Annotated in this window: 20 protein-coding genes; 11 read left to right on the top strand and 9 right to left on the bottom strand. The window is 61.1% G+C overall.

The features are described 5' to 3' along the window. The first annotated feature begins 72 nt into the window (after positions 1 to 72). From ACN9MW_RS18085 to ACN9MW_RS18070, 4 genes are all read left to right on the top strand, one after another. Positions 73 to 1,254 carry an MFS transporter gene (locus tag ACN9MW_RS18085; RefSeq protein WP_426161840.1) on the top strand — a complete coding sequence of 394 codons (1,182 nt, stop codon included), beginning with the start codon at positions 73 to 75 and terminating at the stop codon, positions 1,252 to 1,254. 32 nt (positions 1,255 to 1,286) lie between these two features. Then, positions 1,287 to 1,664: a hypothetical protein gene (locus tag ACN9MW_RS18080; protein WP_426161839.1), complete on the top strand. Its 378-nt coding sequence runs from the start codon at positions 1,287 to 1,289 to the stop codon at positions 1,662 to 1,664. 106 nt (positions 1,665 to 1,770) lie between these two features. Continuing rightward, positions 1,771 to 2,631: an alpha/beta hydrolase family esterase gene (locus ACN9MW_RS18075; RefSeq protein ID WP_426161838.1), complete on the top strand. Its 861-nt coding sequence runs from the start codon at positions 1,771 to 1,773 to the stop codon at positions 2,629 to 2,631. Between the two features lie 40 nt (positions 2,632 to 2,671). Beyond that, positions 2,672 to 4,072 carry a glycoside hydrolase family 43 protein gene (locus ACN9MW_RS18070; RefSeq protein ID WP_426161837.1) on the top strand — a complete coding sequence of 467 codons (1,401 nt, stop codon included), beginning with the start codon at positions 2,672 to 2,674 and terminating at the stop codon, positions 4,070 to 4,072. 46 nt (positions 4,073 to 4,118) lie between these two features. Here the strand turns inward: ACN9MW_RS18070 and ACN9MW_RS18065 are convergent, their stop codons facing one another. After that, positions 4,119 to 6,716 (bottom strand): discoidin domain-containing protein, encoded by a 2,598-nt coding sequence (locus ACN9MW_RS18065; protein ID WP_426161836.1) that lies wholly within the window; start codon positions 6,714 to 6,716, stop codon positions 4,119 to 4,121. Between the two features lie 396 nt (positions 6,717 to 7,112). Here ACN9MW_RS18065 and ACN9MW_RS18060 point away from each other — a divergent pair, with 396 nt between their 5' ends. The 4 genes from ACN9MW_RS18060 to ACN9MW_RS18045 all read left to right on the top strand — a co-directional run bounded on the left by ACN9MW_RS18060 (position 7,113) and on the right by ACN9MW_RS18045 (position 10,284). Beyond that, a complete protein-coding gene (locus ACN9MW_RS18060; protein ID WP_426161835.1) occupies positions 7,113 to 7,874 on the top strand; it encodes a hypothetical protein in 762 nt (253 codons plus the stop codon). A gap of 16 nt (positions 7,875 to 7,890) precedes the next feature. Then, positions 7,891 to 8,400: a hypothetical protein gene (locus ACN9MW_RS18055; RefSeq protein WP_426161834.1), complete on the top strand. Its 510-nt coding sequence runs from the start codon at positions 7,891 to 7,893 to the stop codon at positions 8,398 to 8,400. Between the two features lie 167 nt (positions 8,401 to 8,567). Beyond that, complete coding sequence (locus tag ACN9MW_RS18050) at positions 8,568 to 9,176, top strand: TetR/AcrR family transcriptional regulator (RefSeq protein ID WP_426161833.1); 609 nt, start codon at positions 8,568 to 8,570, stop codon at positions 9,174 to 9,176. 106 nt (positions 9,177 to 9,282) lie between these two features. Then, positions 9,283 to 10,284, top strand: coding sequence for an NADP-dependent oxidoreductase (locus tag ACN9MW_RS18045; protein WP_426161832.1), 1,002 nt, complete (start codon positions 9,283 to 9,285; stop codon positions 10,282 to 10,284). 38 nt (positions 10,285 to 10,322) lie between these two features. On the opposite strand, the gene ACN9MW_RS18040 is transcribed toward ACN9MW_RS18045, so the two are convergent. Continuing rightward, positions 10,323 to 10,985 (bottom strand): TetR/AcrR family transcriptional regulator, encoded by a 663-nt coding sequence (locus ACN9MW_RS18040; protein WP_426161830.1) that lies wholly within the window; start codon positions 10,983 to 10,985, stop codon positions 10,323 to 10,325. 83 nt (positions 10,986 to 11,068) lie between these two features. On the opposite strand from ACN9MW_RS18040, the gene ACN9MW_RS18035 reads away from it, so the two are divergent. Then, positions 11,069 to 11,962 carry an NAD(P)/FAD-dependent oxidoreductase gene (locus ACN9MW_RS18035; RefSeq protein ID WP_426161829.1) on the top strand — a complete coding sequence of 298 codons (894 nt, stop codon included), beginning with the start codon at positions 11,069 to 11,071 and terminating at the stop codon, positions 11,960 to 11,962. A 9-nt stretch (positions 11,963 to 11,971) separates the two neighbouring features. Continuing rightward, positions 11,972 to 12,856: a class I SAM-dependent methyltransferase gene (locus ACN9MW_RS18030; RefSeq protein ID WP_426161827.1), complete on the top strand. Its 885-nt coding sequence runs from the start codon at positions 11,972 to 11,974 to the stop codon at positions 12,854 to 12,856. On the opposite strand, the gene ACN9MW_RS18025 is transcribed toward ACN9MW_RS18030, so the two are convergent. The 4 genes from ACN9MW_RS18025 to ACN9MW_RS18010 all read right to left on the bottom strand — a co-directional run bounded on the left by ACN9MW_RS18025 (position 12,823) and on the right by ACN9MW_RS18010 (position 18,679). Next, the gene (locus ACN9MW_RS18025; protein WP_426172231.1) at positions 12,823 to 14,073 is read right to left on the bottom strand and encodes a styrene monooxygenase/indole monooxygenase family protein; all 1,251 of its coding nucleotides are present in this window, start codon (positions 14,071 to 14,073) and stop codon (positions 12,823 to 12,825) included. The two genes, ACN9MW_RS18030 and ACN9MW_RS18025, sit on opposite strands and share 34 nt — an antisense overlap. A gap of 63 nt (positions 14,074 to 14,136) precedes the next feature. Beyond that, positions 14,137 to 14,649 carry a hypothetical protein gene (locus ACN9MW_RS18020; protein ID WP_426161826.1) on the bottom strand — a complete coding sequence of 171 codons (513 nt, stop codon included), beginning with the start codon at positions 14,647 to 14,649 and terminating at the stop codon, positions 14,137 to 14,139. A 164-nt stretch (positions 14,650 to 14,813) separates the two neighbouring features. Beyond that, on the bottom strand, positions 14,814 to 15,881 hold the full coding sequence (locus tag ACN9MW_RS18015; protein WP_426161825.1) for an OmpA family protein: 1,068 nt from the start codon (positions 15,879 to 15,881) through the stop codon (positions 14,814 to 14,816). A gap of 125 nt (positions 15,882 to 16,006) precedes the next feature. Further along, positions 16,007 to 18,679 (bottom strand): TonB-dependent receptor, encoded by a 2,673-nt coding sequence (locus ACN9MW_RS18010; protein ID WP_426161824.1) that lies wholly within the window; start codon positions 18,677 to 18,679, stop codon positions 16,007 to 16,009. A 368-nt stretch (positions 18,680 to 19,047) separates the two neighbouring features. On the opposite strand from ACN9MW_RS18010, the gene ACN9MW_RS18005 reads away from it, so the two are divergent. Then, complete coding sequence (locus tag ACN9MW_RS18005) at positions 19,048 to 19,803, top strand: helix-turn-helix domain-containing protein (protein ID WP_426161823.1); 756 nt, start codon at positions 19,048 to 19,050, stop codon at positions 19,801 to 19,803. Between the two features lie 28 nt (positions 19,804 to 19,831). Here ACN9MW_RS18005 and ACN9MW_RS18000 read toward each other — a convergent pair whose 3' ends face one another. The 3 genes from ACN9MW_RS18000 to ACN9MW_RS17990 form a co-directional block, all read right to left on the bottom strand. Next, positions 19,832 to 21,928, bottom strand: a complete 2,097-nt coding sequence (locus ACN9MW_RS18000; protein WP_426161822.1) for a prolyl oligopeptidase family serine peptidase — start codon at positions 21,926 to 21,928, stop codon at positions 19,832 to 19,834. Positions 21,929 to 21,942: 14 nt separating this feature from the next. Beyond that, the gene (locus ACN9MW_RS17995) at positions 21,943 to 24,738 is read right to left on the bottom strand and encodes a TonB-dependent receptor plug domain-containing protein (protein WP_426161821.1); all 2,796 of its coding nucleotides are present in this window, start codon (positions 24,736 to 24,738) and stop codon (positions 21,943 to 21,945) included. 423 nt (positions 24,739 to 25,161) lie between these two features. Further along, positions 25,162 to 26,301 (bottom strand): SLC13 family permease, encoded by a 1,140-nt coding sequence (locus ACN9MW_RS17990; RefSeq protein ID WP_426161819.1) that lies wholly within the window; start codon positions 26,299 to 26,301, stop codon positions 25,162 to 25,164. Positions 26,302 to 26,455 lie beyond the last annotated feature (154 nt).

Raw genomic sequence — 26,455 nt, 5'->3', positions numbered from 1 at the left:
TGCCGTCCATGTGCTGTTCGCCCACCTTTGCCGCTCATGCCGGCATGAGCCCGGCTTTTGCAGGAGATCTGTATGCCTTTGCTTGTCTATGTTCTGGGATTGACGGTGTTCTCGCTGAGCACCTCTGAATTCATGGTGGCGGGGATGATGCCCTCGCTGGCCCACGCCTTGGGCGAGCCGGTAGCGCGCATCGGCTACCTGATCTCACTGTATGCCCTGGGCATGGTGATCGGCGGACCCCTGGTCACTTTCGGCATGCTGAAGCTGCGCGTCCCGAACAGACAGGGCTTGCTTTGCCTGCTCGCCATGTATGCCGTTGCCCAAGCGGCTGCCGCTTCGGCTGCCAGCTATGAACTCATGGCCACTGCCCGGCTGCTCACCGGCGTGGCCGGCGCCGCCTGTTTCGGGGTCTCCCTGGCCATCTGCGCCGAAGCCGTCAGCCCGCCGGTGCGCGGACGCGCCGCGGCAGTCGTGATCGGCGGCCTCATGCTGTCGTCGGTGCTGGGCATGCCGCTCACGACGCTCATCGATCAGCAAGCGGGATGGCGGGCCAGCTTCTGGCTGGTGGTGGTGCTGGCGTTGCTGTGCATGGTGCTGGTCGCTTTGTTCGTGCCACGCTCCAGGCCGGCCGAGGACATCAGCCTTGGCCGCGAACTGGGCGAATTCCGCAAGCGCGAGCTGTGGGCGGCTTATGCCACCAGCGCCCTTGTCATCAGCGCGATTTTCGCCGCCTTCAGCTATTTCGCGCCCATCCTGACCACGGTCAGCGGCTTCCCTGCCAGCGCGATTCCCTGGCTGCTGGGCGTGTACGGCATTGCCAACGTGGTGGGCAATGGCGTGGTAGGGCGCTTCGCCGACCGGCACACGATACCCATCCTGGCCGGCGGCATGGTGGTCCTCAGCATCGCCCTGGCGCTGTTCGCCGTCTTTGCCCACCGGCAGAGCGCCAGCCTGGCTTTGCTGGTCGTTATCGGGCTGGTCGGCATGTCGATGAACCCGGCCATCATTGCGCGCGTGATGCGCGTCGCCCATCCCGGGCCGCTGGTCAATACGGTGCACACCTCCGTCATCAATATCGGCCTGAGTGCCGGTGCCTGGATCGGCGGAGCGGGCATCGCTGCCGGGTACGGCTTGCTCTCGCCGCTGTGGGTCGGTGTGGCGCTTGCGATTCTAGGCCTGCTCAGCTTGCTGCCTTACCTCGGGCAGAAACCGGGCCAGGCGAAGGCCGCGGCTTTCGCGGCCCGCGCCGATTGACCGCTGCCTGATTTTACCAAGGAGCAGACAGCATGGAAGTTTTCGCTTCGCTTGCCGGGTTTCTCGGCATGAGCTATCCGGGCACGCTTTTGCTTGCCCACGCAGGGCCTCACCCAGGTCCGGCGCTGGTCATCAGGTTCCAGTACGGATCGCGTGACCTGAGCCGGGTGCTTGAACTGGAGGACCGGATACGGCATGCACTGGCCAGGGCGGGGGCTGGTGAATATGGCGGCAAGGAAGCTGCGCCAGACGGCAGTGAGGTCTGCCTCCATCTGTATGGCCGGGATGCCGATCAACTATTCCGGGCCATTGAGCCGATCATGGAAGATGTTCCGTTCCTGCGCGAAGCCGAGGTGAAAAAGCGCACCGGCCCCGCCAGCGGGCGGAAGCCGGGTGGCGACGATGCCTGAAATTCAAAAACATGTCGGCTGTTGGCGAAAAACATAAATGACGGTCCCGATCGTGGCCATTAGACTTAGCGCGCATGAAACGTCTCAATGCAAACAAGGAGTAGACATGAGATATGTTTGGGCCGCGTTACTGTTCACCACGGTCGTAGCTTGCGGAGGGGGAACAGGCGCCAGCAGCACCGCACCAACACCGGCATTGGGATCAACATCCTCGACGCCCGTCGCCCCGCCGTCAACGAGCACTGCGGGTTGCGGCGGCAGTTCCAGCCTGACCACTGGCTTGCGCTCGCTCACCAGCGACGGTACCGAGCGCAGCTACTGGATCGAGATGCCGGCCACCTATGACCGCAACAAGGCCTATCCCGTGATCATCGGGCTGCACTGGCGCGATGGCAGCGCCGCCGATGTCTACGGTTGGAGCGGCTTTTTCGGGCTGAAGAACCTGTACGGCGACAATGCCATCTTTGTGGCCCCGCAAGGCCTGGATAAGGGGTGGGCCAACACTGGCGACCGCGATATCCGCTTCTTGCGCGCCATGATCAGCGAGGTGCAGAAGGGCGCGTGCACCGACACCCGGCGTGTCTTCGCTACCGGCTTCAGCTTCGGCGGAATGATGTCCAACGCCATCGGATGCCAGATGGGCGATGTGGTGCGGGCCATCGTGCCCATGGCCGGTTCGCTCTGGAGCGGCTGCGCCAGTTCTTCCAACAAGGTGGCGGCCATGTTCATTCACGCCAAGGACGATAACGTCGTGCCTTACACCGCGGGGATGGAGGCGCGCGATCTTTTCCTTAAGCGCAATAGCTGTGGCGCCGCCACAGTGCAGCTGGGTAGCAACGGCTGCGTAGAGTACCAGGGCTGCGACAGCGGCAAGCCGGTGATCTGGTGCGGCACCGAGACTGGCGGCCACTGGTACCCCAATTTCTCGGCGCAGGAATCGAAAACCTTCTTTGACCGGTTCAAGTAGTTCAATGAGGAGAGCCGGCCCCATGCCGATCATCAAGGAAATGGTTCGTAGACCCGCGTTGCCCGATGTCCGTGCGGCGCTCCTGGCTTTTGTGGTGGCCGGTTTCGCCAGCAACTGCGCCTTCGCTGCCAATCCGATCATCCAGACCAGCTTTACTGCCGATCCGGCACCGCTGGTAGTCGGCGACACCGTGTTCTTGTACACGACACACGACGAAGACGACGCGCTCGAGTTCAAGATGGTCGATTGGAAGCTGTACACCTCGAAGGACATGGTGAACTGGACTGACCATGGTACGGTAGCCGATCTTTCCATATTCCCCTGGGCGAATCAGCACAACGATGCATGGGCGCCGCAAGTCGTTGCGCGCAACGGCAAGTATTACTTGTACGCTCCTGTTACGGTCGCCGGATCGCCCGGCAACGTCATCGGGGTGGCGGTATCGGACAGTCCTTACGGTCCATTCAAGGACCCACTGGGCCGGCCGTTGATCGGACGCGGGGAAGGGAACTTCGATCCGACAGTCCTGATCGACGACGATGGCCAGGCCTACCTGTACTGGGGCAACCCCCATCTGTCATACGTCAAGCTGAATCGCGACATGGTGTCTTATGCCGGCGAGATCGCACGTATCGACGCCAAGCCACGCAACTACCAGGAGGGCCCTTGGGTCTACAAGCGCAACGGCAAATACTACCTCGCGTATGCCTCGAGCTGCTGTTCCGAGGGACTGGGGTATGCGATGAGCGATGCGCCGACCGGTCCGTGGGAATACCGGGGGCAGATCATGGACCCGAGCCCTCTGTCAACCGGCAACCACCCTGGCATCATCGATTTCAAGGGGAAGTCCTATGTCTTTGGGCTCAACTACCGCTTGAACTGGGCTGAAACGCCGATACACCGTGAACGGCGGTCTGTTAACCTGGCCGACTTTTCCTACCGTCCTGATGGCACGATCCCGACGCTGCCGTTCTGGAACAAGACGGGCGTCCAGCAAGTGGAGCCCTTGTCGCCGTATCGCCGCGTGGAGGCCGAGACGATGGCCTGGGAATCGCGCCTGAAACGCGACCGGGACATGCCGTTTGATTGGGCACCGGGGGTGCGTAGCGTCAAGGATCGGCAGACCGGCGTGTACATTGCCCCTGTGGCTGCACGCGCGTTCACGCAGGTGGCAGGCGTCGATTTCGGGCGCAAGGGGCCGAAGACGTTCACGATCAGCGTCGCGAGCGAGGCGCCGGGAGGGAAGATCGAAGTACGGGCCGGTTCGCCGGAAGGCAGGTTGATCGCAACCATCGAGGTGCCCGCAACCGGTACCTTGTCCGCCTGGCGCAGCGTCACAGTCCCTGCGGAGAACGTGACCGGCACGCAGGACCTCTACCTCGTATTAAACGCCCATGGTCGCCACGTTCCGTTCGGCATCGATTACTGGCAGTTTGAATAGCATCGGTTGCACCTCCCGGAGGTGCGCCCGATGCTGTCGATGATTTTCAATTTTTCCTGGCCGCGAACAGTCCGAATTCGGCGAGGTCGGTAAAGGTAGCGTCGCCGTTATTGGCTGTGATGTTGAGCCGGTAGTAGCGATAGGCGCCCGGTCGCGAGACCGAGTAGCTCTTCGGCGCGAAGCGCCGGGCGAACGCCTGGTTGGTTTGTGCGTCGAGTGCTTGCCAGGTCACGCCGTCGTTGGAAGCCAAGAGCTCCCAGGCCTTCGGATCGCGCGCAACCTGGTCGTTGGAACTGATGATGGTGTAGCGCTGGACCGTCTCCGTGTGTCCCAGGTCATACTGCAGCCATCCCTGCACACCTTTGTAGAACCATTGCGTCGCGGAGTTATGGTCGAAGGCGCGCTTCGCGTTGTCGGCATTGTTCGCACTGTCGTTGGCGGTGCCGCCGCTGGCGACGTTGACCATCGACCGAAGCGGCGTAGCCGCGTCCTCGGGAGAATTGGCGCTCACGCCGGCGGAGTTTGCGGCAGCGACGGTGTAGTAGTAGGTCATGCCGTTGGCCACCGACCTGTCGGTGTAGCTGGCGCCCTTGACATCCGTTGCGATGGTTGTGTAGGGGCCGCCGCTGGATGTGGCGCGCTTGACCAGGTAGCGCGTGGCGCCGAATGAGCGCTGCCAGCGCAGCGGAACGGCGCCATCGCCCGGCGCGGCAAGCAGTGCGCTCGGCGCTGCCGGGATCACGGCCGGCGCATTACCGTCGCCTCCAGTGATCTGGACGTTGCTGAACACTGAGCTGTTAGGTGTGCCGTTGACGGTCGAAGAGACCACCAGGCCTGCATAGATCGTGTCCGGCAGGGGACCGTCGATGCGGCCGACGTCCGTGGCAGCCCAGTTGGTCCCATCGGGAGACAGGTAACCGGTGATGACATTGCCGATGCGCTCGAGTTTCACCCAGTACGAGGCCGCAGGGTTCGCAATTGGAAGGGCCTTGTTCGCGTAGTTGCTGCCGCCATATGCCGTGAGCTTCTGCATGTTCTGCTCGGCCTGGATGCGATTGCTGATGGCCATCCACGCACGCGGGGCGCCCTGGTCAAGGCTTGTGCGCATCATCACGCCCGCCTTGGCAGACGGACCTGTGTTCTGGACCGATTCAACCTTGGCGATAATGGCGCCATCGCCGACGAGCGCCTTGTACGCGAAGTGGCAGCTGTCGTTTGTGCCCCAGATCTCTGAACCGGCGCCCGTTACGGTCCATTTGCCGGCGCTATAGCTGGCGCTGCCGCCGGGGGCGGCGCCGCCGATATCGATGCCGTTCAACCCACTTGTAAGCGAGGTGGCAGACGGCTGGTTGAGCTGTGGTGCAGGCGCCGCGATGGAGGCGTCGGCCTCCTTCAAGAACATGAAGCTGTTGCCGTCCACCGGCATCCAGCGGCGCCTTTGTTCGATAAACGGCGCCTGCATGCCCTTGCGAAGGACGTAGGCGGCATGGATCTGATTGAGTACGATGTTCCCGCCACCCCAGCCGTCCCATCCGCGGTTGGTCACGTCAGCAGTGTAATAGGCATCGGTGGTGCCGAAAGGCAGTGCGGTGGTTGGCACGAGCTCGTTCACCCGCGCGAAATACTCACCAGCTGCCAGGAGGCGGTCGTCCAGGTCGGAATAGATGTCGATGCCTTGCTTCCAGAGCGCCTCTGCCAGCATGGTCAGCGATCTCAGCTGGCCGTGGAAGTGGCCCTGGTCGCGCAGGGAGTCGCCGAGCATGCCGATATCGTTGGAATTGCGCAGTCCGATGTGGGCCAGAGTGCGTACCTGGTAGACCACCTTGTCCAGCGCCGCCGTATCGTCGTTGAAAATGGCCATCAAGCCGAGGGCGACCAGGGCCAACGCCCCCTTGTTGGCGGCGCCAAACTGATGTTCGCCATAAGGGTTCGATGCCGGCATCAGGACATTCTTGAAGTACTTCTTCACGGTGGCAGTATCGGCTTCGGTCCAGCCCGGCCACGTGCCGCGCAGGATGTCAGCGCCGCCAACGAACATGTAGGCATAGTCGCCCAGGTCGAGCATCGACTCGCGGCCGGAAAACTCCACCTGGGTTGTGGCCCACGCCATGAGGATCTCGCGCGCCTTCTTTGCGTATTCCTGGTTGCCAGTGAAATGCCACATGCGCGAGAGATTCCAGATCGCGACCATGTCATTGCGCCATGCCCACAGGTTGACGTTCGGCGCGCGACCGACCGTCGCGTAAGGACCGGCCATGCCATAGGTGAGCTTGGCCTTGCCATCGTTTGCCAGCTGGTCGTAGGCGGACTTCCATGGTTCCCGGCCCTGGTCGACGTAGGACTTCAGCGTGAGGAGGTCCGAACGGGTGAGCGGGGCGCCTGGATGGGTGAAAACGCGCGCCACAGCGCTGTCATTTGCGGGTGTGGTGCCTGTGCCGGGTGTGCTGCCGGCGCCGGGCGTGCTGCCAATGTTGCCCGCACCGCCAGTGCCGGACGTTCCGCCAGCGTCATTTGAAGCCGGGGAATTGCTGGCGTTGTTTGGTGCAGCCGTATTCCCGGTAGTCTTCAAATCGCCGCCGCAGCCCGCGGCGATGCTCGCTGCGATGACCGACAGGGCGATCGTCCGCATCTTGTAACTCTTCATGCCATCCTTCCAACGATTAAAATTGCTTTATGGCAATTGTCGGCGCGGCTGCATACCTTGGCAATTATGAATATTTCCACCGGGTTTAATGAAATTGATCAAACACGCTCGCTGGGCCGAAATCTGGGTGTCGCGGCCATCTAAATTTGGGTGTCAGTACCAATCCGTGCCGGTCCGCACTTCCCTAAAGTTCATCGCAAGGCGCCAGCGCGGTTGCTGCCCGCCTCGGTCAACAAAACAAGGGAGTTCATCATGTCATGGCAATACGTTCTAAAACTACGGAACCTGCCGGGAGCGATGCTCGCGGCGCTTGCAGCATCGCTACTCATGGGATGTCAGATTACGCGGGTCGTCCATGATGACGACCCGCCTGCGTCCGGCAGTACGGTGTTCGAAATGTATGTTGTACAAAGCGACCGCGATCGCGCTTTCAACGTGCTCTTCGTTCCGGACACCTCTTATGGAGACATGTCGGTCCTGGCCAACCGCCAGGCTTTCGTCAACGACCTGGCCAATGTGATTGAAAACGGATACTGGCAGAACCGCGCCTACTTCAACGCCTGGGGCCTGTACAACTACTTCTACATGACAGCCAGCGGTTCCGTTGTCGAACAAGCGCCGGGACCGGGCGGCCAGTTCCGCTGCCCGATCGTTACCTGGCCGGGGCAGGTCAACACGGACGGCGTATTCGCCGACCAGATCGTGCTCATCCACCGCAATGAATTGCGTGACTGCGGCGGTGGCGGGCGCGCGACTGGAGAACCGACCAGCTATCGAACGATCGTCCATGAAACCGGCCATGGCCTGTTCGGCCTGCCGGACGAATATTGCTGCGATGGCGGATACTTCGTGAAGCCGCCGGTCATGTACAGTTCGCAGGCAGCCTGTAACGGGGACGGCGCCAATGCCGGCTGGCGCAATTGCCAATCCATGACGTCCAGCCGGGATGGATCGGTCTGGTGGCGCTCGCAGGGCAATATCACGGATAACCTGATCATGCGCAACGCCGGCGACGAAGTGTGGGAGGCCGGGCCGGCCGATTGGGCAGTGATGCGGGCGGCCTATCATGGCTTGTCCGGTTCCCCGACCATCACCCAGCCTGCCGCATTTGCACCAGCCCACTGGAGCTACACGGTTCCGCCGCCTTGGCACCCTTGATTGAGAGGAGAACATCATGAACAAGATCTGGATTGCCATCGGCATGTGCGGGGCAGGCCTCGGCCTGGCGCAAGCCCAACAACAGGACCCTGAGCGCGCGAGGGAGCTTCGAAGTTCTGCGCGCATCGAAAGCGCCAGGCCAGCCGCCGCACCGACCGGACAACAGCAGGTTGCCGTACTGGCGATCAAGCTTGACGTTGCGAAGGGCGAAGTGCGTGCCGCACGGGTCGAGTCGGTCAAGCGCATTGCGGCGTACGCGCCCAAGGTCTTTGCCCGCGAGGGCGGGATGTGGGAAGTTATGATCGAGGGCGATACGCCCCGCACCTTCTATGTCGACAGCCCTGCGAGGCGCGAGGCCGAAGCATACCCCAGGGCGCACGCCGATTATCAATGGGTTGATGAAACGGGGACGCTTGACTGGGCCCTGGTCGTGCCCTTGTATGCAGATGGCCGTCCGCTTGGCGCACGCAGCGTAACAGTCCGGGACAAAAAGACGGGAGCAACGATCGTGCATTCGAACTTGTGAATGCTTGGCCTGGACCGGCCGTACCGGTTTCCATTAACGCTGGCGTGGCGCGGGTTGATTCGCGCTGGCCAGCGTTTTCGCAGTTTAAACTTTTGGCAACCGAACCATGGCCGCTGTTGGCGACGGCGGGCAGCATGTGCTGCGTGCACATCTAGCTGAAATCGTATATGATGACCATCATGCCGACCAAATCCCGCAAGCGCCCGCCTGTCAGCCGCAAGGAACTCACCCACGAGCGTATCGTGGAGGTGGCGTCGCGCGCCATTCGTCGCAGCGGGTATGACGGTACCGGCGTGGCCGACATCATGAAAGAGGCTGGACTGACGCACGGGGGCTTTTACGCGCACTTTGAATCGCGCGATGCTTTGCTGGCCGAAGCCGCCGATCGTGCCGGCACCGAGTCGGTTGCCCTGGCTGCGCGGGTGGCGGCTGCCGCACCCCCTGGCCAAGCCGTGCAGGCCATGATGCAGGCATATCTGTCGCCGCAGCATATTGCTGCGATCGAGACCGGGTGCCCTGTATCGGCGCTGGGCTCGGAGATGCCGCGGCAATCGCCCGAAGTAAGGCGAGCCGCGACGATTCATATCAAGGAAATGATCGACGTGTTCGCGCGCCAGATGCCGGATTGGGGCCAGCCAAAGGCGCATGAGCAGGCGATGGCGCTGGTGTGCGCCCTGATCGGCACTACGGTAATGGCGCGCGCTGTCGATGACCCGCGTTTGTCCAAAGCGTTGTGTGAAGCCACGATGAAGCAGTTTGCGGCTGCCGCCGAATGAGGCATTGACTTTTTTTGCGCAAAAATATGATGCTCATCATATTGATGCAGCAGGATTGCGGTCTCCAGGACCGCCCGTATTATTTTTATAAAGAAGGAAGGTCCAAATGAAAGCACTTGTCCTGAAACGTTATGGCGGCATTGACTCGCTCGCCTTTGCCGATGTCCCACGGCCAAGCATCAAACCCGATGAGATCCTGGTCCACGTGCATGCCGCCGGCCTCAATCCTATCGATTACATGATTCCGAAAGGATCGTTCAAGCCCATCCTCAAGTTTGATTTGCCCGCCACGATGGGAAGCGACCTGGCTGGGGTGGTGGTCGAAGTCGGCAGCCGCGTCAACCGCTTCAAGGTCGGCGATGCCGTCTTCGCCAGCGTGTTCGATCTCGGCACAGGCTCCCTGGCAGAGTATGCTGCGGTGCCTGAGCGCGCTGCAGCACATAAGCCTGCCAACCTGGATTTTGTGCAGGCAGCATCGATTCCGATGGTTGGCCTCACGTCGTGGCAGGCGCTCAACGAGCGCGCCCAGTTGAAGCCAGGGCAGAAGGTATTTATCCCGGCAGGTTCTGGCGGCATTGGTTCCTTTGCCATCCAGCTGGCCAAGCAGCTTGGCGCGAAAGTGGGCACCACGACCAGCACGGCAAATGTCGATCTGGTGCGTAGTCTCGGCGCGGATGAAGTCGTCGATTACAAGAAGCAGGAATTTGAGAATACTCTGAGTGGCTATGACGCCGTGTTGGGCACGGTGCGCGGCGACGGGCTTGAGAATGCCTTGAAGATCGTGAAGCCTGGCAGCAGCGTGGTCTCCCTCGTTGGCCCGCCGGATGCCGCATTTGCAAGTGCGCGCGGCATGAACTTCCTGATGAAGTTCGTCTTCGGTCTCTTGAGCCGCAAGATCATTCGGCTGGCGCAAAAGCGCAGCGCGCGGTACTCATTCTTGTTCGTTCGCCCTGATGGACGCCAGCTTGGCAAGATCGGAGAAATGCTGGAGTCGTCGCACATTCGGCCTGTCATCGACAAGGTGTTTCCGTTCACGAGCGCGAAGGAAGGGCTGGCGCACCTCGAACAAGGGCGCGCCAAGGGCAAGGTAGTAGTCCAGATGGTGTGATGTTTTCAGGCAGGGAAACATGGCTTAGCCAAGAAGCACTATGCAGCGTTCGCAATTCCTTTATTGGGCAGCGCAGAACCGTGTGCGGCGAGGAACATGGCGACGGCCGACCGGCAATAGGATTCGATTTCGCTGGCGTCCATTGCTTTCGCTTCATCGAAGCGTGCGATCGCCAGCAGGTCGGCTCCTTTGACAAGCGCGGCGAACAAGCGGGCGGACTGGCGAGGATTTGGCACCTTCATCGCCCCCTTCGCCTGCAATTGGCGCAACAGGACCTCGATTTGGGCGGTGACATGGGCGGCCCCGGCTTCGTAATGGAGCTTGCTTAACGACTTTTGATTCGTCTTGTCGGCCATGATCATGGCTTCGACACCGCGGACTTCCGGATTCATCAGCGTGCGCAGCAGGGATGATCCGACCGCCATGAGCTGGTCCTCGGCCGACCCGCCGATGCTTTCAAAAAGGGCTTGCGGTGCAAACTGATGGCAGCGGGCCGAGATGGCGGCGCTGAATAGCGCCTCTTTGTTCTCGAAGTGCCGATAGATGCTGAGCTTGGATATTTTTGCGCGCTGGGCGACCTTGTCCATGGTCGTTGCTTGAAAGCCCAATTCCACAAAGAGTTCGTACGCGGCGTCGACGATCGTTTGGGCAAGCGCCTCGTTCGCTGGCCGGCCACGCCGGCCCTGGCTGTTTTCAGTCATGATAATTATAGTACTTGACAGTATTCAAAGTCAGGATTTAGGATACCACGTAGTATTCAAATCTGCAAACGGAGCCCATCATCATGAATGACGTCATCATCATCGGCGGCAGCTTTGCCGGTCTCGCCGCCGCCCTGCAGCTTGGCCGTGCCCGCCGCACGGTCACCGTTCTCGATAGCGGCCTGCCGCGCAATCGCTTCGCCGGCCACTCGCATGGCCTGCTCGGCCACGATCACAAGCCGCCGCTGGACATCCTGGCCGAGGCGCGGCAGCAGCTGGCGCGTTATCCCGCGATCAGGCTGGTCAATGCCCGGGCCGACAGCGTCTCCGGCGCCATCGACCATTTCTCCGTTCTCACGGGCGATGGCGAAACCTTTGCGGCGCGCCGCGTGATCCTGAGTTATGGCGTCGCCGACCAGATGCCTGATGTACCTGGCTTTGCCGAAAGCTGGGGCACGTCGATCGTGCCGTGTCCCTATTGCGACGGTTTTGAAGTCGCGGGCCGGCATTGGGGCGTTCTCTGGACAGGCCCGCAGTCGCACCAGTCCGTCAAGCTGTTCCAGCATTGGACCGACAAGTTGACTGTCTTCGCCGATGGTCATGACATTCCGGCCGATATCCAGGCCGACCTGGCGGGCCGCAACATAGCAGTCGTCGCCGGCCGGATCGCCGCGATCGCCCATCGCAATGGCCATATCGCCACCGTCGATCTCGATACCGGCCGTCATGTCGCGGTCGACGTCCTGTTCGCCCAACCGCGCAACAAGCCGTCCGCAAGCCTGCACGAAACACTGGGCCTGGCCACCGCGGATACGCCCACCGGCATCGTCCTCAAGGTCGACGAGCGCCGCCAAACGAGCGTGCCCGGCATCTACGCCGCGGGCGACCTCGCCACGCCTTTCCTTCCTTCGGTCACCCAGGCGTCATCGCAAGGCGCGATGGCGGGCATCTTCGCCCAGCAATCGCTGCTGGCGTGAGGATTTGACATGGCAGAAAGGAATATCTACCAGGTCGCCGACTGGAATGGTCAAAGCGGGGAGCGCTGGGTTGCCCACCAGGCCAGGCTTGACGCCATGGTGGCGGTGTTCGGCCAGGCCGCCATCGACGCCGTGGCTCCTGCGCCGGGCGAGCGCGTGCTGGACGTTGGCTGCGGCGCGGGCACTTCGAGCCTGGCGCTGGCCGCCCGCGTCGGTGCGAGCGGGCAAGTGCTGGGCGTCGACATTTCCGAACCGCTGATCGGCTGGGCGCGCGCGCTGGCGCCGCCGGATGCGCCGGTCCGTTTCCAGTTGGCCGATGCCTGCAGCGCCGAGCTGCCCGAGGGCGCGTTCGACATCCTGTTCTCGCGTTTCGGGGTCATGTTCTTCGATGATCCGGCAGGTGCGTTCGCCCATATGCGGCGCGCGCTCCGGCCGGGTGGGCGGGTCGCTTTCGTGTGCTGGCGCGGAGCGGCCGAGAACGATTGGGTGCGCCTGCCGATGGGTGCGATCAAGGGCATCGTTCCGCCGGCCGCGCAGCCCGATCCAGAAGCGCCTGGCCCATTCTCGTTCGGCGACCGGGAGCGCGTGGCGTGCATCCTGGCTGCAGCCGGCTTCACCGATATTGCCATCATGCCCTTCGACGCTTCCATCCCGTTGGGCGAAGGCGAGACGCGCGACGCTGCGATCGACGACGCGGTAAAGATGGCGCTCGAGGTCGGCCCGTTGTCGCGTGCGCTCGCTGACCAGCCCGACGGCATCCGCGCCAGCGCCTCGGCCGCGCTGCGTGCCGTGTTCGCGCGTCAACCCGGTGATCGGTCGGTGATGTTCGACGGCGCGGCGTGGATCGTCATGGCGCGCAATCAGGCTGCCGCGCGCGAAGCGTTGGCCATGTGAAGGGCGACAAACTGTTCGCAGGCCTCGGCGTCGAACCACCATGGGAAATAGTCTGGCGGATTGTTGAAGCCATTGGCGACAGCGCTGGCAAGGGAAGGGCAATTGCCGGCCGCGCCCAGCATGTTGAGCACGTGGGGCGGCGGCGGGCGGAGCAGCGAATTGGTCCATGCAACGACCTGCTCGCCGTACACCCAGAAGCGTTCGAAAGTCCGCTGCATCCACTCGAGGCTGTAGGGCTGGTCGCCATGGGCAAGGATGGCGTCGAGATAAATGCGCGCTGCCTTAGTGGCGTTATTCGAACCCTGGCCGGTGATCGGGTCGTTGAGCATGACGGCATCGCCCAGGCCGAAGACCATTTTCCCTGACGGGAGGGTGGCGACTGGCCTGCGCACGGTGGGCGCAAAGCTGCCAGCCAGGATGCCGTTTGCGTCGGTCAGCTCCACATGCGCGGCACGTTCGGCTTCCCAGGGCAGGAAGGTACGCAGCAGGGCGAGGCTTTGCGCCAGGTGGGCCTGGGGCGTTGCTATATCGCGCCAGCAGTCCATCGGGCCGCCGGGAACGCCTTCGAACACCATGATGTCGCAAGGGCCGCTGGTGGTCAGGGCAGGGAAGACAAAATACTCGCCGACACCCGGGATCAGATTGAATGCGACGCGCGAATATTCCTGCGCTGGTCGCAAACCGTTCACGTAGGTGAGGGCCAGGGCGCGCTGCGGTTTGTCAAATGCGGATCGGATGGCATCACGTTCGAATAGCTTGACGATTTCGCTTTTGCCCGCGGCCGCGATCACCAGTTCATTCTCCTTCGCGAGCCGTTCCAGTTCCGGAATGCCGACGTCTTCGATCAGCAGCCTGCCGCCTTGCCTTTCGAACTGCTGCAGCCAGGCAGGCATCTTGATCCGCTGATCGACGGCCTGCGCAGGACGCTGCAGGCGGGCGCTCCAGTCGATCAGTTTTTCATGTGGGGCATCGGGATTCGGAACGGCCAGTCCGATCCCGTCCACCGTCGGGCATGCGTCCTCCCATTGGTTGAGGCCCAGGTCCCGTTCGATCTGCAGTGAGGCATCGAACATGCATTGGCTCGACATGACGCGGCCATTACGAATGTCGTCGGGCGTGCGGTTGGTCGCGACGGTGACGTCAAAGCCATTGGCCAACAGGCCCAATGCCAGAGGCAGGCCGGCCTGTCCACTGCCTACAACGGCGATCTTGCGCATCATTTCTCTCCCATACGTTTCTCAAAGAAGTTCGCCGTTGCAGGCGCAGTGCACTTGTCTGCATCAGGACAAATTCAAGGTCCAGGTGGTAACGCCTTCTCTTGCGTCCGTGCTCATTGCGACGTCGCGACCCCAGCTCGCGATGTATGTCCAGTCCGGGTCCTCGATCCAGGCCAAGGTATCGAAGCTTGTGGCGCGTTGGCGGATAAACCTGACGTACAGGTCGACGTTGTCCTTGATCCACATATCTTCCCCGCGAATGCGCAACTGAATCTGCAAATGACGGCTCATCCCGCTCGAGAATTCAAAGCCGTAACCCGGATACGGCATGGGTATCTGCCCTACGCCCGGTGGAAGTTCCGGTGTCTTGTCATTCCGCCGGGGCAGTTTCGTAGGCCCCATGTAATCATAATTCCTGATGGCCGCGGCCTCCAGGTCATCTTCCGTCGGATAGTCCAGATTGAGCAAGCGAAGTTCGTGGCCATCCCGCAAGATCCTGGCTTGAACAAGGCTATCTGTTCCGGCGTTTGCTGCGTTTTTTGTTTGCACAATCAGCCTGATCGATCCAATCCACATGGCAGCCTCCTATCAAAACGCTACTGTTTGTACAGCGAACCCGCTGCCCGCGAGGGGCAACGGCCTGCTGATCATGGACTGGAGGAGAGGTGCGGGAATCGGTACTGCCACCTAATTTAGCTCAGGGCACATACCTAGATTAGAGTTTGCGGGCATTCCCGTTTCTACTGAAGGACCAATTCCACCCGGCGATTCTTTGCCCGACCAGTTTCATCTCCGTTGGAAGCGACGGGGGCCAGGCTGGCGACACCTTTGCTCGCCAGGCGCGTGGAAGGGATCTGGTATTGCTTCGCCAGCGCGGAGACAACCGCTTGTGCACGTTGCTGTGACAACAGCTGGTTGGCGTCGAGATTGCCCTGGTTGTCCGTGTGGCCCACGATGTAGACCTTGAGGGCAGGCTGGCTTTTCAACAGTTTCGCCATCTCGTCCAGCTGGGTCCTGGATTCCGCGGCTTTGATCTCTGCCTTGCCGGTATCGAAGTAGATGCCGTACAGGGCAATCTTGCCGCTCGACTGCAAGGCTGTCTTCAATGCATCGGCGTTGACAGTCACCTGTCCGCCTTGCATCGCCTGGGGTTCGGCGATTTCGATGTAAGTCGTGGTGAAGTCGGTGCGATATACCTTTCCTGAATTCACCATCACGTGGACGAGGTTCCCATCCTTTGACAAGGTGCCGTAAGTAAAATAGATGTCATCGGTACCGAGCATGTTCGAACCGCCCAGGGAATACATCTGGTTATACAGCGCGGATTTCTCCGGATGGCGTGAGCGGTTGGCACGGAAGTCGGCTTCCTTCATGGCGCCATAATGATCGTCAAAACCGTAGCGCATGCTATCGCAGCCTTTGTCGCGCGGCGTGCAACTGACGATGGCTTTGAATCCCGCTGCCTTCAGGGCCTGTTCATAGTTGCGATGTACTTCCAGCGGCGACTTGCCGAGCGGGGCGAAATACACCATGCGGGTGATCTGGCCTTCCACGGTGACCGGCGCCTGGAATGCATTATGGCTGTCCAAGCCCATTTTGCCGGGGAAAGTCGTTTGGTCAAAGCCGATTTTCTTGTACGCCATCATCCAGGAATTGTTATAGCGCTGGATCAGGGGATGGTCTTCTCCGCCAGCGACATCGATTGCCCAGTCAGGTCCGGCGGAGGCGGGGGCGGCGATAGCAAACGAAGACAGGCAGAATGCGGTGGCGGCGAAGTGGCGTGCCAGAGGGGAGGACAGTAGTTTCAAGGTTTATCCTTTCGCGAAGAATGTCAGAGCACGACGCAGTGCAATGATGTAAATCTTATACTGCGTCGTGATCGCTCTCCATTCAAACGCGTCGGTAATCGGAAGGCTGAATTAACGACGTCACACTAGAACTTGTACTGCAGGTTGGCAAAGAACGAGCGGCCGCGCGGATCACCATAGGTTGGGTCCCAGGTCACTTCGAAGTAGCGCGACTGGTTGGTGAATGGCGGCGGCGTATCGAACATATTGATCACGCCGGCGCGCAGCTTGAGCTTGCTGTTGAAGGCATAGCTGCCTGTCAGGTCCCACAGCGAATAGGCTTTCACGTCACGGTCGTTCCATCCCGGATCAGCCAGGCCGGCGATGTTCTGGTCGCGATAGCTGGAGAAGAAGGTGTTGCCCAGGCTCAGGCTGAAGGGTCCCTGGCTCCAGTCGATATTCAGCTTGTGGCGCCAGCGCTGCACAGCCTTGTCGTCGCGGAAGACGCCCAGGCCATTCGTCATCGGCGAGAGCGGATCGGACTGGAACTTGTACTTGGTGATCAGCGTGCCGTTCAGGCTGGCGCTGAAGCGGCCCATTGAAGTGGGTTCGCCGTGCCAGTTAAGGTCAATATCGAGACCGGCTGTGTTGAGCTTGCCCCGATTTTCCTTCTTGAACTGAAGGAAGGACACGACACCATCTTCATCACGCACCACGATGTTGGGATCGTTGTAGTAGACCGGATTGTCGAACACGGTCTGTTCGCCGATTTCCGAAATGATGTCGGTCTTGCGGATGATCCAGTAGTCGAGGCTGCCATTCCAGTTCTTGTTCGGCTGCAGTACCAGGCCGACCGAAAACTGCCTGGACTTTTCCGGCTTCAGTTGCGGGTTGCCGTAGCGGTCCAGGTCGAACTGGGCTACTTCGCCCGAGATCGGGTCTTTCACGAAGCTTGCCGTGGTATCGGAACGGACGGGCAGGAACATTTCGGAAATCGAAGGTGCGCGGAAGCCTGTGCCGTAGGAGGCGCGCCCCAGTACTTCCTTGCTCGGGCGATAGCTGATTGCGACTTTCGGGTTGGTGGTGTTCAGTGCCGGCGTGGTGATATTGGTCAGCGGATCATGTACGCCTTTGTAGCGGTCGTGACGGATGGCGAACTGGCCTTCCCATTCCTTGCTGAACGGCGCGTCGATCTCCGCGTAGATGCCGGTGATCCGGCGCGAATTGGACGAGTCGGCCAGCAATTCGTCCGAGCTGGCGCGGTCACCTTGCACATCGTTGCTGCGCAGTGCTTCGGAGGAGGTGAACGAAGTCTTTTCGCGCCGCAGTTCAGCGCCGATGGCCAGCACGGCATCGCCTCCGCCCAGCGCCATCAGGGGGCGGCTCACCTTGCCATCGATGCTGTCGCTGGTGCCCTTGGACATGCGTGCCGCGTCATGGATCTTGATCGAGTCCATGAACTTGCGGCCGGAGTCATCCGTGGCAGGGGAAAAGGGGTTGTACTGGCCGCTGGCAATACCGGCCAACATCTTGCTGTGCGACACCCAGCCATCGATATCCAGGTCGGTGGCCTTGTTGACGCTGTGGTTGTAGGCCGTATCGTAATCCCAGTCGCCCACCTTGCCGGTCGCACCGAGCACCAGGCGCGACGCTTTGCTGGTCACTTCCGAGGTGCGGCGGCCCGCGTCCGACAGCCGGAAGCGAAAATTGATCGGATCCGTGATGCCGGTCCTGGCTTGCAGGTCGGCCGGCAGGAAGATGCCGCTGGTCGTGCCGTTGATGCTGCTCGATACGGCAGGCGAGGCAGCATAGCTGGTCTCGGCCCTGCTCAGCAGGACTTCAGCAAACACCTGGTGGGCATCCGTCACCTGGAAGGTGGCGCGACCGATAAAGCTTCGCTTCTTCGATTCCGGATAGACTTCCGAATCGCCCATGTAGTTGAAGGAACAGCCTTCCGTGCCGCCGGGACCGAGCGGCCGCACCACGTTCGGGCTGCCGTCCACACAGGACTCCTTGCCGAAATTGACGCGGCGACCAGGCGACGGCACCCAAGTGCCGCCGGGGCCGGAGCCCTTCAGATAGCTCGATTGGTTCAGGGTTGCCAACTGGGCGGGAGTCAGGTCGACGTTGGCTGGGAAGGAGTAGCTCGATAGCTGTGGCGACAGGCGGTCGGGCAGGCTGTATTCCTGCATGAACTTGCGTTGCGAACTGGCCAGGCGGTTCGTCTTCTGTACGTCCAGCGCACCGAACAGGTTATAGCGGTCGGTGCTCAGATCGCCGATGCCGCCGGACAGCGAGGCCGACCTTTTGCCGCCGCCACCTTCGTCCGTACGCAGCGCATACACGCTGGCATCGCCGCCCTGGTAATCCTTGCGGGTGATGAAGTTGATCACGCCGCCCATGGCATCGGTGCCGTAGATTGCCGATGCGCCGTCCTTGAGCACTTCCACGCGCTGGATGGCGCCGGCGGGAATGTTGTTCAGGTCGACGCCGGAATTGTCGCCAGGGCTGGCGAAGTTGGCCATGCGCCGGCCATTCAGCAGCACCAGCGTGCTGGAGACGCCCAGGCCACGCAGGTTGGCGCCGTTAAAGCCGCGCTGGCCGCCCATGACATCGCTGACGCTGGTGCCATCGGTCAGGCCGCCCACATTCGAGGAGATCTTTTGCAGCAATTCGGCAGCCGTGGTCACGCCCGTCTTTTCAATGTCTTCGCGCTTGATGACTTCAACTGGCAGTGCTGACTCGCCCTCGATGCGCTTGATGCTGGAGCCGGTGATTTCCACGCGCGGCATGGTTTGCGCGACGGCGTCCAAACTCATGCAGCCAAGTGCGAGCAATACAGCATGGGTGCATTGGGAGCGGCAGAATGCCGATGCCTTGTGCGTGCCAGGTATTTTCATGCGATCAGTCCTCGTAAGTTGGTATTCGTACCCGATTAACTAAGCTTGAGTTGTTATGGAACAATTGCAGTGTATGCAACGTTGTGCGACTTGTGCGCACTGGAGCACATGCAAGTCGCAATTTCGTTGTGATTACAACGTTTTTGCTGACTTCCAATTTGCATGTTTTCGATCGGGATCACACGGAAATCGGCATAGTCCGGCCATGTCCTGGCGCGGGGCGCAACAGTGGCGTTGCCATCCTTGCCAAGCCAATGCAAAGTGAACATTTTTCGTGCTGCGGAGGAATGGAGATGATCAGTCAGGCATGCTTTGGCGAGCTGGAGGCGATTAATATCGACGCCATCTTGACCATGTTCGACGCTTTGAATGACATTGCCTTTTTCGTCAAGGACAGGGAAGGGCGCTATTTCGGCATCAACCGGACGATGGTGCGCCGTTGCGGGGCGCGGGACAAGGAAGAGGTGATCGGAAAAACCGCGCTGGACCTGTTTCCCCAGGCTTTGGCGGAAACCTATTTTGCCCAGGACCGCAAGGTGATTGACAGCGGCGCTTGCATCGACAAGCACCTTGAATTGCACATCTACCCGGGGCGCAGCCGCGGTTGGTGCATCACCAGGAAGATGCCTTTGCAGGACACGAAGGGCAGGATTGTCGGCTTGATCGGCACGTCACGCGATCTCGGCTTGCCCGACGACGTGAATCCCGCATTCCGCCAGATCGCCCATATCGCGGACTACATCCGCGAGAATTATCAGCGCAACGTGTGCGTCCAGGAGCTGGCCGACCAGGCGGGGCTATCGCTCTCGCAGGTTGAACGCCTGTTCCAGAAAGTCTTTCATCACTCGCCGCGGCAAATGCTGGTTCAGTGCAGGCTTTCGGCAGCCAGGGCCATCATCGACAAAATGCCGGACGCCAGGATCGCCGACATCGCTCACGAATGCGGCTATTCCGACCACAGCGCTTTCAGCCGCCAGTTCAAATCGGTGGTGGGAATGAGCCCGTCCGAATACAGCCGCGTGGCGGGCCGCACGGGGACTTGACTGTGGTCCCCGCGCGGCCGGCAAATACCTATTTCAAGCGGTCCCAAAGGAAGCTGTAGACCATGCCGTAGAGGCGGGCCTGCTGTTCACCGTTGACCGCGCCGCCATGGCCGCCATCCATGTTCTCCCAATACAGGACCTGGTGGCCTTGTTCCTTCATGCGCGCGACCATCTTGCGGGCATGGGCCGGATGCACGCGATCGTCCCTGGTCGAACTGGTGAAAAATACCGGCGGATAGGACCGGTTCCTGTCGAGCAGGTGGTAGGGCGAGTAGCGCGAGATGTAGTCCCATTCTTCAGGGCGGTCCGGGTCGCCATACTCGTCAATCCATGAGGCGCCTGCCAGCATGCGGTGGTAGCGCTTCATGTCGGCCAGCGGCACCTGGCTGACGACGGCATTGAACAGCTCCGGGCGCTGCAAGGCTGCCACGGACACCAGCATGCCGCCCAGGCTGCCGCCCATGATGCCGAGATGCTGCGGCGACGTGACTTTCCGCGCAATCAGGTCTTCGGCCACTGTGATGAAATCGTCATACGATACCTGGCGCTTTTCCTTCAGCGCGGCTTCGTGCCAGCGCGGCCCGAACTCGCCACCGCCGCGAATGTTCGAGAGCACGTACACGCCGCCTTTTTCCAGCCAGGCGCGGCCGACCGTGGCATTGTATGAGGGCTTCATCGATATCTCGAATCCGCCATAGCCGTACAGCAGCGTCGGATTGCTGCCGTCGTACTTGAGGTCCTTGCGCATGACGACGAAATACGGAATCCGCGTGCCATCCCTGGCGGAGGCGAAGTGCTGCTCCACCTTGAGGCCCGAAGCATCGAAGAAGCCCGGCTGCGATTTCAGTTGGCGCCGTTCGTCGGAACCGACCTGAGCCAGGTGCAGCGTAGTGGGGGTGAGAAAGTCGTTCTGCACCATGAAGTACTGGTCTGAATCCAGGTAGTCCAGCGATGAGATCGAGACGCTGGCAAATGCCGGCGTCGGTACCGTCCGGCGTTCCCATTTTCCTTTCTGCATGCGCAGCTCCTGCACCTGGCTGCGCACATTGACCAGCTCTGTCAGCAGGATCGCGCTCCTGGTCGTCGTGACCGATTGCAGCGAGCGGGTGGCCTCTGGCTCGTACAGAATGGTGAAGTTGCGCTTGCCCGCCATGAAGCCGGAAAAGTCGATCGACAGGAGCGAGCCTTGCTGGTACTGGCGATTGCCGACGTTCCAGTCTCCGCGCAGGCGGATCAGGAGCTGGTCCTTGAAGGTAAAGGCTGTTGCGCTGTTCGGCTTGTCGAGCTTGACCAGCTTCCCGGCATGGCGGAAGTACAGTTCGTTCGTGAAAAACGAGGTGTAGCGCAGGACAAACTCGCGCTTAAATCCCGGATAGTGGTCAGAGTACCCGGACACGCTGATGTCGGCCAGCTTGCCCTCGAACACCAGCTTCGCAGCCTGCAATGGCGTTCCCCGTTTCCATTCCTTGACGATGCGCGGATATCCTGAGCTGGTGAGCGAGCCGGGGCCGAAGTCGGTCGCTACGAACAGGCGGTCGCGGCTCACCCAATTGACGTCGCTCTTCGCTTCGGGAAGGTAGAAGCCCTGCGGGACAAACTGCAGGCTGCTCATGTCGAACTCGCGCACAACATGCGCGTCCCCGCCGCCCCGGGTCAGCGAGAACAGGCAGCGCTCCGCGTGCGGCTTGAGGCACTCCATGCCATGCCAGACCCAGTTTTCCTTCTCATCCCGCGCCAGCCGGTCGAGATCCAATACCACGTCCCACTGCGGCGCATCAGTCCCGTAGCGTTCCAGCGTGGTACGCCGCAGCACGCCGCGCGGGTGCTCGGCGTCTTTCCAGAAGTTGTAGAGGTACTGGCCTTGTTTCTCGACGAAAGGAATCCGCTCGCGCGAGTCGACGACTTCGCGGATTGCATTGGTGGTCTGCTGGATGCCCGGCAGTCCGTCCAGCTGGCTGGTGGTGAGGCTATTCCACTGCTTGACCCAGTCCAGCGCCCGCTTCGAGCTGACTTCTTCAAGCCAAAGATAAGGATCGGCATCGGCCGCCGGTGCCTGTGCCTGCGCCATTGTGCAGGACAGGAGTGCGGCCGCCGCCGTCAGGCTCAGCTTTTCGATTGGAAGCATGTTTCTCAATTTCCTCAGAACTTGTGCTCAACCGTCAGCATCAAGGTACGCGAGCGCAGCGGCAGGGAACTTCCCGGATACAGCTTGACGGGGGCCTTGCGGTCGAAGAGGTTGAATACGTTCGCCGATACGGTGGTGCCAGGCTGGAAGGTATAGCGGGTCCACAGGTCGACCGTCGTATCCGAAGCGATATGGCATTCGCCCGCGCTCACGCCGCGGTCCTCGCATCCCTCGATGCTGCTGGTCGTATCAAGTACGCCCCAGGCGAGCTTGGTGGAGTCCGTATAATTCGCGCGCAGGCCTGCAACAAGCGGGCCCCGTTCCCACGACATCTTGGCGACGGCGCGCGTGCGAGGTTTGTCGCGATAACCGACATAGTTCTCGGTGTAGGTCTTGGCAAAGCTATCCCAGCTCTGGTATTTGAACTGGCGGTTGAGTTCCAGGCCGAGGTTAAGGGTACCGGCTTCGCCAAGGTTCCAGCGCGCCTTGGCATCAAGGTCGATACCGGAAACGCGCGACTTGCCGTAGTTTTCATACTGGGCTGCGATGGTCCTGATTGGTCCCACAGGGAAGCCGACCGTTCTGCCGGACAGCTCGAAGGCACGGCGTGCGATGTCCAGGTCCTGTGACGTCAGCGGGTCGCGCTCCACCAGCCCGGCCAGCCGATCTTCGTTGGCGAGCGTCTGGTCGATGCTCTTGACGGCGATTTCATCGCGGCGCTTGATGTTGTAGTAGTCGATCGTAAAACTGAGCGCGCGAATCGGCTGCAGCACCAGGCCCGCCGTGAAGCTGTTGGTATATTCTGGCTTCAGGTCGGGATTTGGAGTGACCGCGGACGGGAAGCTGACCGAGCAGCCCAGGCCATAGGCGGTCAGGGCCAGGTTCTTGTCGGCCGCGTTGCCGGTATTCAGGATGTTCCTGAGCTCCGTGGCGGCTGCGCAGCGTTTGGGGTCGTTGTAGCCGTTGTTGAACCAGGACGCGCCGCCGTTGCCGGTCTCCGGCAGGCTTGGCGCGCGGAAGCCCTTGGACACCGTGCCGCGCACCATCAGCATGTCGTTCACGGTATAGCGCAGGCCAAGCTTGGGCACGACCGCGCCGGCCCCGTCGATCACCTTGTCGCCGCGGACCGCAAAACTCGCTTCCAGCTGCTTGGTGAATGGCGCCCCAAGCTCCAGGAAGGCCGCCGCGACCTTGCGCGATCCATTGATCTTCACGCCGCTGAACTGGACGATGCGCGCGGCCAGGACGTTGTCGCTGCTCTGATGCTCAAAGGACTCGTGGCGCAGGTCGACGCCGGTCGCAAGCTGGAGTGGACCGCCGCCCAGCATGAACAGCTCGCGGTTCGCCTTGAAGTCCAGGAAGGTCTGGCGGTACTCGCCATGCGAACCCATTTCAGGGAACATGGTTTCGAGCAGGGCGCGGTCATTCTGCTGGCCGAATTTGTAGGCGCCGCTGACGATGGCATCGTAGTAGCCGTAACGATCGCGGTACAGGTGCTGGCGCTGGCGGGCCTTGGAGCCCATATGGCCGATTGCACCATCCCACTCCCAGCCAAAGCTTGCGCCCTGGATGCCGGCGAGGGCGCGGAACTGCTCCGATGATCCGACGTTCTTGAACATGTCGCGATCGTCGGCGAAACGGTAATTCAGGCCAATGGGGAAGTCATATGGGTTGTTCGGATGGCCGACCGGCAGTTTGGGATCGGTAAAGTACTGCATCGTGCCGCTGATCGAATCATACCAGGACAGGGGAACACCGGTGACATTGCTGCGCGGAGGCGCCGTGTTGTAGTTGTTGCGCGTCTTGGCAAGCTGCAGTTCGCCGTAGGCTACCGTATCGCCGGAAAGCTTGAGGCGTCCCAAACCCAGGAAGGTTACCCTCTCGGCAGGCGCACGGGCCAGGCTGTCCTGCCAATAGTCATAGAAGCACAGGCCGCCGCGCAGGTTCTCCGGCGCGCAGCCAGGGGCCGCGACATTGATCGATTTGCCGGCCAGGGCAGGATCGTGGTAATTGGCGGGGTAGCGGCCGACATAGTTGCCGGGAATCGAGCCGGTGGAAGTCGCGTCGCGGTCCGGGTTCATGCGGATGAACCAGTCGGGGAGCAAGGGGCGCACCTGGCGATCGGTGAATTTGCCGCGCGAATAGACTTCGAGATGAGCGAAGGCGTTATAGCCGTCCTCCTCGAAGTCCCCGGTGCCGCCGATGATCGAAGCCTTGCGTTCGCGATCGAGGAAGGAGCGCGTCAGCGATTGCTGGGCCGAAGCTTTCACGCCAACGCCCCGGTAACTCTTGCGGGTGATGATGTTGACGACACCGGCAACTGCATCGGAGCCATAGATCGCGGAAGCGCCGTCTTTGAGAATCTCGACGCGTTCAATGACGTCGCTTGGAATGGAATCGATGTTGACGAAGTTCGATTGAAGCCCGTCCGCAAAACCGTAGGAGGAGAGCCGGCGGCCATTAAGCAGGACCAGGGTCGCACCTGTGCCGAGGTTGCGCAAGGAGACGCCGGTGGCGCCGCTCGCCCAGGAATTGGTACCACCCAGGTCGCTGATCGCGCCGCGGTCATTGCTGGTCAGGTTGTCGAGGATTTGAGCAACGGTCTGCGCGCCGCTTTGTTCGATCTCCTGGCGCGACAGGACCTGGACCGGGGAGGCGGTTTCCTGGTCCACGCGTTTGATGTTCGAGCCCGTCACGACGACGCGCTGGACGTTCTTGTCTTGCGCAGCCTGTGCCAGGGTGATCGCCGGGAAGGCGGCAACGATTGATCCGACCAGGACGCTGTACTTCAACTTCTTGCTGTGCTTCACGTATGTCTCCTTGTACTTCATGGACGATTTGAATCGTTCTACATGTCGTCGCAAGGATACTTTCGAGGGAGCGCACGGTCTTGAGCGTTTTCCCGCGCTAATACGCTGAAAATGGCATACCGCGGCAACCAATGGCCTGTGCACCGGCGCCGCGCTTGCAGATACCTGCTGATACTGGTGTTACCTCGCTGCGCACCTCTATCATCCTTCCGAGTCACCTCATCGGAGAACCCGGCGCCGGGAACCCAGCCGTGTATCTACATCATTTATCAGAGTTGCTCCGAGAAACCCGTCCTTCAGGGCAGGGAATGAAAGGAGCCGGCCGCAACGCGGTGGACTATAAAGCAAGATGGGGGTGCCTGGAGAACGCAAAGGCAATAAGAATCTTGCAGAACACCGCGTATTAATCGGTGGAGTTGCCAATTAACGCAGGAGCCCCCATGCAATCAGCGCCGACAGCAGAAGGAAGGGGAAGGAGTACAAGTGGAAGCGCAGCCACAGGCGGCGTTCGGGCGCCATGCGCAGGGCGATGATATTGGCCAGCGAGCCGATCGCCAGCCCAAAGCCTCCTGCATTCACGGCATAGGCGATGACCTTGTAGTCGACGGAATGCTGGACCAGCAGGATGGTTGCCGGGACGTTGCTGATCACCTGGGAACCGAGCAGGCCTGCCAGGAACAGTTCCAGTCGGGAGAAATGGGGAACAGATTCAATCCAGCCCTGGATGAAATGCTGCTGTGACAGCAACCGGATATCGATGAACATCAGGATGAAAACAACGATCAGGCTCCAGTCAACCTTGGCGATGATGCCGCGGCAGGACAGCAGGACAGCCAGCCCCACGCCGGCCAGGCCCCATCCGGGATACCCGAGTTCCACAGTCATCAGGAAGGCGATATAAAGCATGCCGCAAGTCCTGAGCAAGCCGACATGGTAGGCCGCGGGATCGTCATTGAGCTCGGCATGGATGGTCTGTTTGGGGAAGCAGAACCAGGTCGCCAGCAGCAGTACGGCAAAAACCGCCAGCGCAAGCGGCGCCATTTGCCAGGTGAATTCAGCGAAGGACAGGTGCGAACGTTGCCACAGCAGGATGTTCTGGGGATTGCCGATCGGCGTCAACAGCGAACCCGCGTTGACTGCCAGCGCTTCGAAGATCACCAGGCGTCCGACAGGCAGGCCGCGGATGCCGGACAGGCCGACAGTCAGCGGCACCACGATGAAGAGCGCGATATCGTTGGTCAGTACGGTCGACAACACCGTGGATGCCGCCACCAGGAACACTGCCAGCACCCGCTCCTGCCGCAGCCTGTTGATGATGAGCCGCCCCAGGTGTTCCAGGTAGCCGCTGGCTTCGATGCCGGTCGTTAGCAACAGCATGCCGGCGAGCGTCGCGATGGTGTGCCAGTCTACCCAGTTCTTATACTCCGTGAGCGGATGCGGCGACAGGATGGAAAGAGCAATGGCGGCGAGCAGCAGCAGGTGCATCAGGCGGTCGCGTAGGAAAGGCTGGATAATCTGGCGCAGGAATGGCTGCGCGGTGGTTGGTTCGGTGGTCACAAGCATGTAAGTTTTCTGCGTGGGCAAACGTGCGCATGATAACAGGAGCGGGCAAGGGCGCGTGCGCAGGGCCAGGCACGCCTGCATTGCCGCAATTGTGAAGCTCCGCGTCTTCCGGAAGGGTTATCATCAGCAAAACCGATCAATAACGCTTGCCCTA

Origin of the sequence: Pseudoduganella sp. R-34 (genome assembly GCF_049904655.1) — a bacterium.
GTDB lineage: Bacteria > Pseudomonadota > Gammaproteobacteria > Burkholderiales > Burkholderiaceae_D > Rugamonas.
Note: the sequence above shows the minus strand (reverse complement) of the source record. Positions and strands in the feature narration are given on the sequence as shown.

Coding starts and splice junctions, on each gene's coding strand:
- ACN9MW_RS18085 (WP_426161840.1), top strand. CDS start 73: ATGCCTTTGCTTGTCTATGTTCTGGGATTGACGGTGTTCTCGCTGAGC.
- ACN9MW_RS18080 (WP_426161839.1), top strand. CDS start 1,287: ATGGAAGTTTTCGCTTCGCTTGCCGGGTTTCTCGGCATGAGCTATCCG.
- ACN9MW_RS18075 (WP_426161838.1), top strand. CDS start 1,771: ATGAGATATGTTTGGGCCGCGTTACTGTTCACCACGGTCGTAGCTTGC.
- ACN9MW_RS18070 (WP_426161837.1), top strand. CDS start 2,672: ATGGTTCGTAGACCCGCGTTGCCCGATGTCCGTGCGGCGCTCCTGGCT.
- ACN9MW_RS18065 (WP_426161836.1), bottom strand. CDS start 6,716: ATGAAGAGTTACAAGATGCGGACGATCGCCCTGTCGGTCATCGCAGCG.
- ACN9MW_RS18060 (WP_426161835.1), top strand. CDS start 7,113: ATGTATGTTGTACAAAGCGACCGCGATCGCGCTTTCAACGTGCTCTTC.
- ACN9MW_RS18055 (WP_426161834.1), top strand. CDS start 7,891: ATGAACAAGATCTGGATTGCCATCGGCATGTGCGGGGCAGGCCTCGGC.
- ACN9MW_RS18050 (WP_426161833.1), top strand. CDS start 8,568: ATGATGACCATCATGCCGACCAAATCCCGCAAGCGCCCGCCTGTCAGC.
- ACN9MW_RS18045 (WP_426161832.1), top strand. CDS start 9,283: ATGAAAGCACTTGTCCTGAAACGTTATGGCGGCATTGACTCGCTCGCC.
- ACN9MW_RS18040 (WP_426161830.1), bottom strand. CDS start 10,985: ATGACTGAAAACAGCCAGGGCCGGCGTGGCCGGCCAGCGAACGAGGCG.
- ACN9MW_RS18035 (WP_426161829.1), top strand. CDS start 11,069: ATGAATGACGTCATCATCATCGGCGGCAGCTTTGCCGGTCTCGCCGCC.
- ACN9MW_RS18030 (WP_426161827.1), top strand. CDS start 11,972: ATGGCAGAAAGGAATATCTACCAGGTCGCCGACTGGAATGGTCAAAGC.
- ACN9MW_RS18025 (WP_426172231.1), bottom strand. CDS start 14,073: ATGCGCAAGATCGCCGTTGTAGGCAGTGGACAGGCCGGCCTGCCTCTG.
- ACN9MW_RS18020 (WP_426161826.1), bottom strand. CDS start 14,649: ATGTGGATTGGATCGATCAGGCTGATTGTGCAAACAAAAAACGCAGCA.
- ACN9MW_RS18010 (WP_426161824.1), bottom strand. CDS start 18,679: ATGAGTTTGGACGCCGTCGCGCAAACCATGCCGCGCGTGGAAATCACC.
- ACN9MW_RS18005 (WP_426161823.1), top strand. CDS start 19,048: ATGGAGATGATCAGTCAGGCATGCTTTGGCGAGCTGGAGGCGATTAAT.
- ACN9MW_RS18000 (WP_426161822.1), bottom strand. CDS start 21,928: ATGCTTCCAATCGAAAAGCTGAGCCTGACGGCGGCGGCCGCACTCCTG.
- ACN9MW_RS17990 (WP_426161819.1), bottom strand. CDS start 26,301: ATGCTTGTGACCACCGAACCAACCACCGCGCAGCCATTCCTGCGCCAG.